The following is a 14076-nucleotide window of genomic DNA, read 5'->3' on the forward strand; positions in this document are numbered from 1 at the left end:
GCTAGGCCTAAAGCCTAAAGCCTAAACCAAAATATGAGTCCAATAATCACATATATGGTAAGTGATAACTATAGGACTTAATGGGGGCTGAAATAAAAAAGCCTCAGTGCGATAACACTGAGGCCGAGAGCTCGTTCACAAAGCAAATAACTTAACGTTGGAACTGTTTCATCAAACGGCTCAAGCCTTCTAAACGCTCAACCAAGCACTGGGTACTTTCTACGGCTCTGTCACTCACCGAAGAAGTCGCAAAGGACAGCTCGTTAATTTGCTCAACATTACGGCCAATATCGTCAGACACACCAGCCTGTTCTTCAACCGCCGCCGCTATTTGATGGCTATTGTCTGTCACGCGATTCAGCATGTCGTTAATTTGGCTTAATTGATCGCCCGTTTCTAAAGCTTGGACTCGACACTGCTCTGATAAGTCGCCACCGCGCTCGACTGCATTCACTGCTTGCGCAGCCGTCTGCTGAAGATTCGTAATCATGGCCTGAATTTCTTCTGTCGATGTTTGGGTTTTCTGCGCTAACGAGCGAACCTCATCCGCCACAACCGCAAAGCCACGTCCAGCTTCTCCCGCCCTTGCCGCTTCAATAGCAGCATTAAGTGCCAATAAGTTAGTTTGATCTGCAATTGAGCCAATCACATCTAAGATGCTTTCAATCTGACGGCTACTGTCTGATAGCGCATTAATCACTTGTTTAGAGTTATCCAATTCGCTATGCAGTGCTTGCACTGAGTCAATCGTCTCTTGCACACGTTGCTGGCCGCCTTCCGACATAGATTGCGCTTGCGAAGTAAGCTCTGATGCTTGCGCTGCACTTTCAGCAACTTCTCGGATCGATATCGACATCTGCCCCATCGCCACCCCAACTTGCTCAGTGGCTTGTGTTTGACGAGCTAAATTAGTTTTAATCTCTTGGGAGTTCGCGCGCTCATCTTCTGCGGAAATCAAAATATCAGCAGAGGTTTCACTCGCACGACCAACAATGGCGCGTAGTTCTGCTTGGCGCATACGCAGCGCTAATTCAACAGCGGAGTAATCATCTTTACGGCCAGTATAAACCGCTTCCATCAACGGGTTGTCGTAGGCTTTGGCTGCCAATTCATTAATCGCGGCTTGGCGCTGACCCATCTTGCCTGACAAGCCAAGCGCTAACGATGAGATTGCTAGTAAACCAACAGAAACTAAATTGAAATCAGAAGCAAACATTTGGTAAGCCGCTAGTCCCATAGTCGCGATAAGTAAGCTATTTAAAATATAACCTTGGCGCAAACGAGGGCGCGTTGCCACACCTGCTTTTTGATTATGCTTTATCTTGCTATAGATCTCAGAAGCACGATTAATCTCATCACGCGATGGTCGGCTTCGAACCGATTGGTACTCTACAACCCGCCCTTTATCATCAGTAATCGGTGTCACAAAAGCAGAAACCCAGTAATGGTCACCATTTTTACAGCTGTTCTTTACGACTCCCATCCAACTTTTACCAGACTGGACGTATTGCCATAATTGAGCAAACGCGGCCTTAGGCATATCTGGATGACGAACCAAATTATGAGGTTCCCCATACATGTCTTCAGCTTGATAACCTGCGACATCGCAAAAATGCTGGTTGGTATACGTGATATGGCTTTGGGGATCTGTCGTAGAAATAAGGTTAAGCGACGAGGAATACTCGCGCTCTTTACCATGAGAGTGGGTGTCTTGAAGTGGCGTTGTTTGATGCATTACCAGCCCTTGGGTATATAATATTCTTGCAAGCAGATCTGGCTCACCTGCGATTCATAGCAGATAAAAAAACATAAGCAACAACCTGCACACAAAAAGAGAAACTGTGACGTTACTCCAGCTTTATATACTAAACACAAGTAAAAACAAGTCACTAATGGTGCAAATTAAGTTTGGAGAATTTGATTGACTCAATATCAACCATCTTATTTATACATTAAAACAGCATGTGAATAAACTGCGCATGCTCTTGAGATTTTGTATCTACAACGTAAGCAATTATAAACAATGGTTAACGTCAAACACAATTAGATCACATCAGATTTAATGACTATTGGCTCAGCATTCTCAGACTTGTTTAGTAGCGCTTTTAACTGAGGGATATGTGGCAACATCGCGTCATAGCCTGCAGACATTGCCGCTTCACGCTCTTGTCGGTTACCAAAATTCACTAAACTATCATCCCAAGGTGTAGGCCTTACAATAATGTCTGCACTATTTGTTTCTTTTCTTGAAGCATCGCAGCTTTGCAGCCAGTAAGTATTTGCAATAACCTTAGCGGCGCTGTCTGTCAGCGGTGGCGGTTGGCTACAAAATACATCTATACCAATCACAATATCGGCCTTCATTTGGCGAGCAGCGTAAACAGGCACTGGTGATAACACACCGCCATCAACTAAAATATCGTTATTGTTTTGAACAGGAACAAATACGCCAGGTACACTCGACGACGTTTGCACTGCTCGGCCCACATCACCATGAGTAAACATCACACTACGCTTAGTTGTTAAATTAGTCGCGACGATCCCTGTTGGTATTGGTAAGTCAGCCACATCATCATAACTAATTTGCTTATTTAGCCACTTGGCCAATGCGCGCCCTTTGATTAAGCCTTGTTTAGATACATTAAAATCCGCAATTTCATGTTCAGCAAATGAATACATAATCTGTTCAATTTCATCGTACTCCTTGCTGCTGTATAGCACAGCGGCTATCGAACCGACGGAAGTACCAGTGACGATATCAGCTTTAATACCCGCTTCATCAAGAGCTTTCATTACGCCTAGATGCATCATGCCGCGAGCAGCACCACCGCCAAATGCAATCGCTAAGCGTGGTCGTTGTGCCTTATCGTAGCTAGTGCCCACTATACTGTCAGATTGTTGTACCTCTGAAGGCGGCACAATATCTTTTGTTGTGAGCGCATCGTAATAATTTGTGGTCCCACACCCGCTTAAACCAACGGCAAAACTTGTAGCCAAAAACCACCTTTTTGCTGAACGGTAAGATGGTTTAAATGGTGCACATCGCTTGGCTCGCTGGTTATTTGTCATTATTCTGCCTTAAAAGGATTAAATCTTGCTCGTCTTGTTGCTGTGCAAAATCAGCAATTTTTTGAAAATGAATGTGTTCTATGCGCTGTTCCCACAATGCGGGAGGGACATGCGAGAACGTCTCAGCATACCCATCATCAACTTCCAGTACTAAGCGTGCGACGTCGTCAAGCTTCACACCCTCTACTTCGCTTGGCAGTGATAATGGTGTGGGGGAAGCTTGAGTAACTAACGGCGATAATTCGGATGACGCTAGCAAAACCGTATCGCTACCGATAGCGGTCTCATTAACCAAGCCCTTATCTAAACCGCTTTCCAAACCATTCTCTAAACCAATAACATGCGGAGTTTGATGATCGCCCATCGTATAATGACGTTTCAAAATCATATACTTGCTTGGAATCGATTCTGTTGAATCCCACCAATGGCCGTCAACCAAAGCTAACGCTTGTTTAGCTTGATCCGTATTTACCGCCCCTAGCTGTTGCAAGCTAGCGGCAATCCACAATGTTAAGTTCTGATTGTATTCGGTTTCGTTCAGCATTCTGTGCTGCTCGATCAGTGCAAGAGTTAACTTTGCCCCTAGCATGTTAGAGTACAAATCTTCAGGCGAATAAGCCGAAATAGTTTCAGGCCATTGCGAGAAGCTGCTGTAACCGTGCCACTGAGCAATTTCATGTGATTCTGCTTTGAAGTAAGCAATACGCGCTGCCATATTGGCCGCTATATGCCACTTTTGTGATTGACTGAAGCTTGATACATCAAATGCTTTCATTTCCACATAACGTGGACCTAATTCGGCAGGTAACTCAATACGGTGTTCAGTCCCTAAATTAGCCAACATCTCAAAGAACAGTCCGATAGTGTCATCGGCACTGTCCCGTACATGGGCTAAATCAATAAAGCCCCCTTGTCGGGTATATAACAAGCCATTATTTTCGCTACCCGCAACACCAGATGCCGAAGCCGAGGCAGGCGTGTAGTGATAAATGCCACTCGCAAATTTATGTGGACCCATTTCATCGACGCTAATTACGTTATTTAAACGAAAAAATGGGATTGGCAGTGGTCCAACTTGCACCTTTTGCATATCACCAAACGCGCAGCAAGGGCGGACATTATCCGGTACCGACAAATCTGGTAACTGCGATGTTGCAATTAGCCACTCCTCGTGGCGAAATTCTTCTCCCGATAACATGGCTTGAACATGATGCTCAGAGGGCATCAAATGAATTTGCCACGCTTCTTCTGTTGCACAGCCATTGAGCGATTGGATAAAAGTGAAGATCAGCAGTGACTTAACGCTAAGATTTATCATTGTTGATTAAAATGCTTCATTTATTGCAAAGTAAAAACCGCTTTCGCCGTTGCCAAATCCCATATCCAAACGAAGATTTACACGCTGCTTAATTTCAAATCGATAGCCAACCCCAACAGTCGTTAGCCATTTTTCTTGCCCTAGTTCACTAAGTTGATCTGACAATGTGCCAGCACCGACCCAGTAAACCATACCGTGTCGACCACCAATTGGCTGACGATATTCAACTTGAGATATCATCATATTACGATCACGATAATGGCCTTGCTCATAACCACGAAGCGCACTCCCACCACCCAGTAATGCCATTTGGTCCCAACTTACATCACCAAAATTTGCTTCAAGTAAGGCTTGCCATGCAATGACACCGTCTAATAAATCCGGGGAGTAATAATCACTGTAATTGACCGCCACGCGATCAAACTCATGATCGGAACCCAGTGAAGCACTGAAGTGGGTATAGTCTAACTTCACCAAACGCCCTTGCGAGGCATTTAAAGCAAAATCACGCGAGTCGTAGGCTAAAGACATGGTTACACCGGCACTGAATTGCTGATCAGGGAAGCCTGCCTGCGATTGTCCAACCCATGGCTTTTGTGGATCTTCAATTTCAGCATCTGATGCTTCATTTTTTGAAAATTCAATCCCTAAACCAACATAAGTGTACTGCATGACTTGTAACAGACCCTTAACGGAAGCTGCATAAGTTCTACGGGTATAATCGACACGATCGTTATTCAGACCCGCATTCATACCTACGCCATAAAAAACGTCGGGGGAATCCATGAGCTCTGCGTCGATAAATAATCGATATTTGTCATGGGCAAGATAGTTAGTGTTACTAAATGAAAGGCCGTAAGCACCATTAATCGAACCAAATCCATTAATAGTGACTGAACTAGGCTGTGTCACTGTATCGGCAAGATCAGGTTTATATAACCCCACCGCCGATACACCGATACCAAACTTTTTTTCTGGCGTGTAAAACGGCCCAGGCATGACACTCCAATCAACCCCTTTATCAGGGTTAAACTGGCCATCAGCACCAAGTTCAAGCAACATCTGGTTCAACCAAGCTTGATAGCGTTCGTAGGTTGTCAGTTCTTTCTCTTCAGCGTAGACAGATAATGAGCAGGTCGCCGCGAGGAGTAATGCGAGTGTGTGTTTCATAGTTCACTCACCTAAAATCGTCGGCCAAGGGCGAAAAATAAAGATTCACGCGCACCAAATCCAGCCTCGATTAGTACATCCCAATCACGGTTGAACGCGTACTGCATACCCACAACATTATTCCAGTTACTACTGGCATGCTGGCTTACTTCAAAACCTGCATTCTCATTACCCGCATCTTTGGCAATCTTATCAGCTGCAGCAACAACGACAGATGGCAAACCTAAACTCGCAATATCACCAACTAAGAACTGATCAACTTTTTGATACATAACACCAGTGAAAACGCGCAATTCACGGCCACCGTCGTACTCCCAGCGATAACCCACACGCGGTGCGGCAACGAAAGTACGAATATCGCCCTCAATGGCAGAAATACTGGTGTAGGTGTAGTTCATATCCAGCAAGGCAAACCAGTTGCCCACACCACCCGCTAGCGTTGTACCTATACCGTATGTACCACCATCCATTTCCAGATTGAACATAGTATTTTCAGGCAACTTATCACCGACGGCATTAATTACACCGCACAGTAAATTGGGGCCATCAAATTTACTGCTATCACAACTAACAGAGTTGATCTTCGCTTTACTCTCACCTTGGGTATAGCCAATGATGCCATAGACATTCATGAACGGAAAAACCCATACATCAGCACGAACGGTAATGTTCGATCCGGTAAAAGTGGCATTTTTAGCATCAATATCAATAGCTTCAAGCATTGGGGCCCCTGTTAATTCAATACTATCAACAGTAACTGGGTTGCTCATGTCCATGTAAGAAACAGAGATGCCATAAGGCTTTGGCAAGGTATAGCCCAATTTTTCAGCTTCGTTACCCCAAATAGGGAAAAAGGAATCTTGTGCGAAAGTCGTTGGGGAGGCTAACAAAGCGAACAGCAAGGCAACAGCGGGTGTTTTCAAAATTTTATCTCAACAAAAATAACATTCACCTTCATATACAGCTTTTTATTGTGGTATAAGGTGTTGTTTTTACAAGTTATTATATACGTGAACATGTTCACTCTCGCTCGTCATATACCAAGCGATGCGGATTAGAATTCAGCAGATTAATTAATCAAAATAACGCAAGTGGAAAGTAGGCTAAGGGGCAGTTCAACATTTAATTGAACGCTTGTCGATTAAAAAAAAGAGTATGGCCTTCAACTTATTCAGTAAACGAATAATACAGCCAGTTTCATGGTTTGACCAGTACGTAATTATTTGCTTTGCAAAAAAATGTAGTGTAACAATTTGATAAATAATAAAAAAGCCCACTATTATATTGTGGGCTTGAATGTTTTCAATTGTTACGATTTATTTCTTGAATGATAAGAACACTGTTGAAAGTGGAGGTAAATCAATAACAATGGAATTGTCTAATCCATGAGAACTAACAACTTGTGTTGGCGTCACAGCATTAACGGCAACACCACTACCCCAATACTCTTCGCTGTCAGTGTTAATTAGCAATTCATATTGACCCGCTTGCGGTACACCTAAGGTGTAGCCTAAACGAGGCACTGGCGTAAAGTTTGAAATAACTAAGACTTTATCGCCATTCAATGCAAAACGTTCATGGGCTAGAATACTTTGTTCAGCATCATCCATTAGGCGCCACTCAAAACCTTCTGGTGAACAATCTTGCTCATGCAGTGCAGGAACTGAGGTATACATCTTGTTTAGATCACGAACCAAAGCTTGCGTGCCACTATGACGTGGGTACTCTAACCAATGCCACTCTAGTTGGCCTTCATGTGCCCATTCAGCACTTTGAGCAATTTCAGTGCCCATGAAGTTTAGTTTCTTGCCTGGCTGACCATACATGTAGCCCAAATAAGCACGTAAGTTGGCTGTTTTCTGCCATTCATCGCCCGGCATTTTGTCCAGTAGTGAACCTTTACCGTATACCACTTCATCGTGGGATAAAGACAGCACATAGTTTTCACTAAACGCATAGACAAGTGGGAATGTAATAGTATCGTGATGATACTTACGGTTCACAGGCTCTTCTTGCATGTACGATAAGCTGTCATGCATCCAGCCCATATTCCATTTAAATCCAAAACCTAAACCGCCCATATCTGTTGGTTTTGACACCCCAGGGAACGCGGTAGATTCTTCTGCTATGGTCATGGCGTTTGGATAATGACGGTAAACTTCTTCGTTCATCCAACGTAATAAGCTAATAGCGTCGTAGTTCTCGTTACCACCGTCGTGGTTCGGGATCCATTGATCATGCTCACGCGAGTAATCGAGGTACAGCATAGATGCAACAGCATCCACACGTAAGCCATCAATGTGGTAATGCTCAAACCAAAACAATGCATTAGACACTAAGAAACGACGAACATGATCACGGCCGTAATCATAAATGTAACTTTGCCAATCTTGGTGCCAGCCACGACGAGGATCAGACTCATTATACAAGTCTGTACCATCAAACTTGGCTAAACCATGATCATCCGATGGGAAGTGCGCAGGCACCCAATCAAGAACGATACCTATACCCGCTTGGTGGCATTGATCAACAAAGTATTTGAAATCATCTGGCGAACCGAAACGACTTGTTGGTGAAAATAAGCCAATTGGTTGGTAGCCCCATGAACCATAAAATGGATGCTCAGAAACAGGCATCAATTCAATGTGGGTGTAGCCCATTTCGACAATGTATGGAAGCAAGGTTTCAGCTAATTCACGATAAGTTAGAAACTCACCTTGATCGTTACGACGCCAAGAACCTGCATGCAACTCATAAAAAGACAATGCTTCTTGGTGCTTTGCAGTAACAGGACGTTGTTGCCACTGCTTATCTTGCCATTGGTAGCGTGATTGGTCGTAAACTTCAGAAGAAAAAGATGGGTACTGTTCCGATGCATAACCCCAAGGATCGGCTTTATGCGGCAAACCATTACCTTGGCTGTCTTTCAATTCAAATTTATAGCGTGTGCCTTCTTCAAGGCCAGGGATGAACAGCCCCCACAAGCCATCATCAAGACGTTGTAATGGATGACGACGGCCATCCCACGCATTGAATTCACCCACAACACTTACCGCAGAGGCATGTGGTGCAAATACCAAAAAGCGAACGCCAGAAACAGGCATGTTAGCCTGCTGTAGGGTAATAAGCTGTGCACCCATCTCGCAATGCATTTGCGAAGGCGTCTTCAGCGCATCTCCTGCTGGCAAGATAGAGTGAAATTGGTAAGGGTCGTGAATAGTTTGCTCACCCTGAGGCCAGCAAATATGTAGTTGATAATAAGCAGTGGTTAAATCCACATCACCCTCTAAGATGAAGCCACTATCAGCTTCACGGGTTAATGGGTATTTCTCGCCGTTTTGTAGCTCGACGGTTACGCTTTCAGCTCCTGGTATCCATACCCTTAAGGCTATACCGTTTACATCATACTGTGGGCCGAGAAACGAAAACGGGTCTGAGAATGCAGCTCTTTCGAGCTGCAAATATTCCTTATCACTGCGGGTCACTTGGGTGGTGTCCAACGCATTACTCCTGATTAGTGTTTGGACTAGCTTTTGCTCGTGTTTCTGTTAAACGACGAGTCAGGTCAATGATATCCTGGCGGGTAAATAGATCGTCCAAAGTAGTAGAAAGCTTACGACGCCAGTTTGGATATTCATTCACCGTTCCTGGAATATTGACTGGTTTATCCATTTCCAACCAGTCTTCCAGTTGTAGGCTTAGCAATGCACTTGAGCTCGATGCAAGGTGAAGTTGCATGCCTTCACTTAACGAACGGTCCATCGGTACATATGCAGCATTATGCCCTACACCTTGTGGAAGGTAACCGTGCCAGCTCAAACTATCAAGGATTTTTTGCTTACTTTCAGCTCGGCTGTCAAATAAGCCATTAAGTTGTTCTTCATCAGGGTATAAACCCAGTTCTGCACCCATTTTAAGGTCATCACAATGCCAGAAACCACGAAGGGTTGGCATGTCATGTGTACACAATGTTGCCATTGATTGACTAGGGTAATGACTTGGTGAGTAATAACCACCATCTTCAGATGTTTCGAAGAAAAATACCTTGTAAGAATGAATGCCAGCATCTGAAAGTTGACCAACAATCTCATCAGGCACTGTACCTAGATCTTCACCGATGACAGTACATTGGTAGCGATGTGATTCTAGCGCAAGGATCGACATCATATCTTCAACGGGGTAATACATATACGCCCCTTCCGTTGCCGATTCACCTTTCGGAATCCACCATAGACGCAATAAACCCAGTACGTGGTCAATACGCAATGCACCACAGTTACGCATATTGGCACGCAGTAGCTGTACAAACGGTTCGTAAGACATTTCTTGGAGTACTTGTGGGTTTAGTGGTGGTAAGCCCCAGTTTTGACCTAGAGGACCTAAGATATCTGGCGGCGCACCAATACTAACATCTTGGCAAAGCGCACCATTATCTGCCCATGTCTCGGCACCTGAATCACACACACCTACCGCTAAATCACGGTAAAGGCCCATGGCCATGCCTTTTTCTTCTGCCAGTTCGTTCACTTCTGCTAATTGACTATCCGCCAACCATTGCAGATACATAAACAACTGAACATCTTTACCATTTTCTTTGATAAACGTTTTAACTTCAGCATTATCAAAATGACGTAATTCTTCAGGGAATACAGGCCAGCCCCACGTATTATCATCTTGTTTTTTCAAATGCGCATGTAACGCATCGAAAGCGGCTTGATGAAGTAAGCTTTCGCCGCCATCTTCAACAAACTTCAAAAAATTGTCGGCACGCGCCGTTTTTTTACTTATATGACGCTCAACAAAAGTGTCGAACAACAATGGAAGTACTGCCATTTTCAAGCAAGAAACTTCACTGTAATTCACCCAATTGGTTTCGCGAGCTTCCACTAAACGCTGTTGGAATTCAGGGCTGCCAACAAGCTGCTGAGCTTCATCACACTGTGCAAACTCGGCAACAGAGCTAACATCAATGTACATTAGGTTTAACCAACGACGTGATGATGGGCTATACGGACTCGCGCCTTCTGGGTTCGCAGGGAACAAAGAATGGATCGGGTTTAAACCAACAAAATCACCGCCACGTGCAGCAATATCAGCTACCAGTTGTTTTAAATCGCCAAAGTCACCAATACCCCAGTTATGGTTAGTACGTACGGAGTAAAGCTGAACACTGGTACCCCAAAGCTTCTTCTCATTAACAAGCGCTTCCTGCTTATAACAAGACATTGGCGTAACAATCAAAGTCATTTCAAACGGTGATTTACGGCGTTTACGGAACAGTTCAAGTTTGTGGTAACCCCATGCAAGATCGTCGGGTAAAGCAAACGTTAGCTCCCCACCATCTTCACGGTCATCTTTCACTAACTGAGACTGTAACCAGCCTTCCATCACCTCACCTTGTTCTGTAGTTAGGCGCCAGCTAAAATCGCTTACGCGTGCGCTAGCACCTAGCTGCAAAGCAATGTGCATTGCTTCACCACTTCGTACTACTTTCACAGGTGCAAGTACATCTGGACGGTGTTTCTTGCGTGCTGACTCGAGCAATGCTTCGTCATTCTTGGTGTCGTAACCTAAAGCCATTAGTAAGCGTCGAATGGTTTCGTCTTTTACTTTGGCTTCATCACCCCAGGCGCTGACGTAGCTGTCGGCAATTCCCACCATTTCAGCAACTTGTTTTAATGCTTGATTGTCTTTCATCGTTATCTCCGTTAGCGGCCCTTGGGCCGCTACGATGTTTATTTTTGCTGATAAAAAGGTTTTTAAACCGGGCTGTTAATCACCGTATGCGATTAACGTTTAACCGCTTTTAATTTCCAGATGTTGTTTACGTAATCACGAATACTACGGTCTGAGCTGAACTTACCAACCAGTGCTGTGTTCAGAATTGCTTTACGTGCCCATGTTGCTTGGTCACGGTATTCCGCATCAATGCGAGCTTGCGCTTTTACGTAGTCAGCAAAGTCAGCTAATACTAGGTACTGATCGCCACCTTCAAGTAGGTTTTGACGAATCGCAGCCAGTTGACCTGGGTTACCCGGAGTAAACTCATCTGTATCCAATACATCTAACGCTGCACGTAGCAGGCTGTCTGCATGGTAGTAACGGTAAGGGTCGTAACCCTCTTCTTTTAGTTTCAATACTTCGTCTACTAGTAAGCCGAAGATAAAGATATTTTCATCGCCCACTTCTTCGCGGATCTCAACATTGGCACCATCCATCGTACCGACAGTTAATGCACCGTTCAGCGCCATCTTCATGTTACCTGTGCCTGATGCTTCTAGGCCGGCAGTTGAAATCTGCTCTGACACATCTGCTGCAGGAATAATGATTTCAGCAAGGCTTACACGGTAATCAGGAATGAATACCACTTTTAGTTTTCCGCCAAGGCGTGGGTCGTTGTTTACTTTTTCTGCCACTTTGTTGATGGCAAAAATGATGTCTTTCGCTAATGCATAACCCGGTGCTGCTTTCGCTGCAAAGATAAATACACGTGGGTGCATATCAAATGTCGGATCGTTCACTAAGCGGTGATATAGCGCTAAGATGTGTAGCAAGTTCAAGTGCTGACGTTTGTACTCGTGCAGACGTTTGATTTGCACATCGAAGATAGCATTGGTATCAAGCTCGATATCCATGTTATCCAGAACCCAGTCAGCCAGACGTTGCTTATTATCTTTTTTCACTGCCATGTAGCGTTTTTGGAAAGCTTTATCTTCCGCAAACTTAGCTAAACCAGACAGTTTATCGAGGTTAGCAGGCCAATCTTTACCTACTTTCTCATTAACCAATTCCGTTAAACCCGGGTTACAGAACTTCAACCAACGGCGAGGTGTTACACCATTCGTTACGTTCTGTAGGCGGCCAGGGAATAACTCGTTGAATTCAGGGAATAGATCGCGCTTAACCAACTCAGAGTGAAGTGCTGCTACACCGTTAACTGCGTAAGTACTCACTACACATAAGTTCGCCATGCGTACCATGCGTTGTGGGCCTTCTTGAATAATAGAAAGCTTACGTTTTACTTCGTTATTACCAGGCCATTTTGCTTCAACTTCCAGCATAAAGCGGTGGTTGATTTCAAAAATGATTTCCATGTGACGTGGCAGCATGTCTGCGATCAGTTTCTCGCTCCATGTTTCTAACGCTTCAGGTAGTAGCGTATGGTTGGTATATGCAAAAACTTTCGAAGAAATTGCCCATGCCGCATCCCAACCTAATTGGTGCTCATCAATCAAGATGCGCATGAGTTCAGGAATAGCAATTGTTGGGTGAGTATCGTTTAGCTGAATGGTTTCTAGTTTCGCAAGATCTTCAATGCTATGACCCGCCGCCGCGTGACGACGAAGGATGTCCGCTACTGAACATGCACAGTGGAAGTACTGTTGCATTAGGCGTAGCATTTTACCTTGGTCATGATTGTCATTCGGGTAAAGGACTTTTGTTACGTTACCCGCTTCTAGTTGACCGTATTGTGCACCTACGTAATCACCGTCGTTAAAACGCTGTAGGTTAAACGGTGCAGGTGAACGACATTCCCACAGACGCAGTGGGTAAACACTCTTGTTGTCATAACCTACGATTGGAAGATCCCATGCAACACCTTCTAGGTTCATTGCAGGTACCCAACGACGTTGAGCTTCACCTTTTTCGTTAGCCTGCGTTTCTACATGGCCAAATAAACCAACAGATTGCGCTAATTCAGGGCGTACCACTTCCCAAGGGTAACCTTCAATTCCACGCCATGCGTCAGGTGTTTCAACTTGATGGCCATCTTCAAATGATTGACGGAATAGACCGTACTCATAGTGCAGGCCGTAACCTACAGCTGGAAATTCTTGTGCTGCCAGTGAATCCATGAAACACGCAGCCAAGCGGCCAAGGCCACCATTACCGAGTGCTGGATCGCGTTCTTCTTCTAGCAGATCAGTTAAATTAAGACCTAGTTCTTCAACGGCTGCACTGACTTCGTCGTACAAACCCATGCTGATTAAGTTATTGCCTGTTAGACGACCAATTAGAAATTCTAAAGAAAGGTAATTAACGCTACGTACATTTTGTTCAGCAACGTGCTTTTCAGTTTCAAGCAGGCTACCAGTGCTGATTTCAGCTAATGCTTTACCTACAGCTAAGTACCAGCTACGTGCATCAGCCGTTTCTTTGGTTTTCGCGTACGTCGTCAGTAAATGCTTCTCTACTGAAGCTTTAAATAATGCTTTATCAAATTGTTGTGCTTGACCACGTGTTGTCATGGTTCATTCTCTCTCTAAGATTATCTCAACTGGAATCTATGCTGCCTGTTATCCCTAACGAAAGCATCCTCCTGAATTTTGGGACTAGAGGGAGGAGGAGGAGGGGCGTAGGTCAGTTAAGTACGTACTTTTTGTGACTCAAACCAAAGTTCAGGGGGGAGAGAGCATCATCCAATGAAAATTAATGCAATATGATTCACACTTTAATCTCTAATTTTCACGTGCAGCGGGATGATGATTATTCTAATTGAATTGGAATATTTGTGATTT

At 44.4% G+C, this 14076-nt stretch carries 8 protein-coding genes; all 8 read right to left on the reverse strand.

All coding sequences use genetic code 11. From position 1 onward, the window contains the following. Nucleotides 1-151: 151 nt before the first annotated feature. The 8 genes from OCU87_RS22495 to OCU87_RS22530 all read right to left on the reverse strand — a co-directional run bounded on the left by OCU87_RS22495 (nt 152) and on the right by OCU87_RS22530 (nt 13806). Nucleotides 152-1735, reverse strand: a complete 1584-nt coding sequence (locus tag OCU87_RS22495) for a methyl-accepting chemotaxis protein (RefSeq protein WP_062692605.1) — start codon at nt 1733-1735, stop codon at nt 152-154. Between the two features lie 308 nt (nt 1736-2043). Further along, nucleotides 2044-2997: a patatin-like phospholipase family protein gene (locus OCU87_RS22500; RefSeq protein ID WP_162267780.1), complete on the reverse strand. Its 954-nt coding sequence runs from the start codon at nt 2995-2997 to the stop codon at nt 2044-2046. Between the two features lie 61 nt (nt 2998-3058). Continuing rightward, nucleotides 3059-4387, reverse strand: a complete 1329-nt coding sequence (locus OCU87_RS22505; RefSeq protein ID WP_261858563.1) for a DUF4056 domain-containing protein — start codon at nt 4385-4387, stop codon at nt 3059-3061. Between the two features lie 6 nt (nt 4388-4393). Continuing rightward, nucleotides 4394-5557 (reverse strand): BamA/TamA family outer membrane protein, encoded by a 1164-nt coding sequence (locus OCU87_RS22510; protein WP_062692601.1) that lies wholly within the window; start codon nt 5555-5557, stop codon nt 4394-4396. A gap of 11 nt (nt 5558-5568) precedes the next feature. Continuing rightward, nucleotides 5569-6480 (reverse strand): hypothetical protein, encoded by a 912-nt coding sequence (locus OCU87_RS22515; protein ID WP_261858564.1) that lies wholly within the window; start codon nt 6478-6480, stop codon nt 5569-5571. Nucleotides 6481-6873: 393 nt separating this feature from the next. Beyond that, nucleotides 6874-9057 carry a 1,4-alpha-glucan branching protein GlgB gene (glgB, locus tag OCU87_RS22520; RefSeq protein WP_261858565.1) on the reverse strand — a complete coding sequence of 728 codons (2184 nt, stop codon included), beginning with the start codon at nt 9055-9057 and terminating at the stop codon, nt 6874-6876. A gap of 4 nt (nt 9058-9061) precedes the next feature. Further along, nucleotides 9062-11254: a 4-alpha-glucanotransferase gene (malQ, locus tag OCU87_RS22525; protein WP_094956642.1), complete on the reverse strand. Its 2193-nt coding sequence runs from the start codon at nt 11252-11254 to the stop codon at nt 9062-9064. Between the two features lie 92 nt (nt 11255-11346). After that, nucleotides 11347-13806 (reverse strand): glycogen/starch/alpha-glucan phosphorylase, encoded by a 2460-nt coding sequence (locus tag OCU87_RS22530; RefSeq protein WP_062692599.1) that lies wholly within the window; start codon nt 13804-13806, stop codon nt 11347-11349. Nucleotides 13807-14076: the final 270 nt, after the last annotated feature.

The sequence above is a fragment of the Photobacterium sanguinicancri genome (assembly GCF_024346675.1).
GTDB classification, from domain to species: domain Bacteria; phylum Pseudomonadota; class Gammaproteobacteria; order Enterobacterales; family Vibrionaceae; genus Photobacterium; species Photobacterium sanguinicancri.

What these genes read in the sequence shown, in the direction of transcription:
- OCU87_RS22510 (WP_062692601.1), bottom strand. Translation starts at nt 5,557, where the DNA reads ATGAAACACACACTCGCATTACTCCTCGCGGCGACCTGCTCATTATCT.
- OCU87_RS22505 (WP_261858563.1), bottom strand. Translation starts at nt 4,387, where the DNA reads ATGATAAATCTTAGCGTTAAGTCACTGCTGATCTTCACTTTTATCCAA.
- malQ (WP_094956642.1), bottom strand. Translation starts at nt 11,254, where the DNA reads ATGAAAGACAATCAAGCATTAAAACAAGTTGCTGAAATGGTGGGAATT.
- OCU87_RS22495 (WP_062692605.1), bottom strand. Translation starts at nt 1,735, where the DNA reads ATGCATCAAACAACGCCACTTCAAGACACCCACTCTCATGGTAAAGAG.
- OCU87_RS22530 (WP_062692599.1), bottom strand. Translation starts at nt 13,806, where the DNA reads ATGACAACACGTGGTCAAGCACAACAATTTGATAAAGCATTATTTAAA.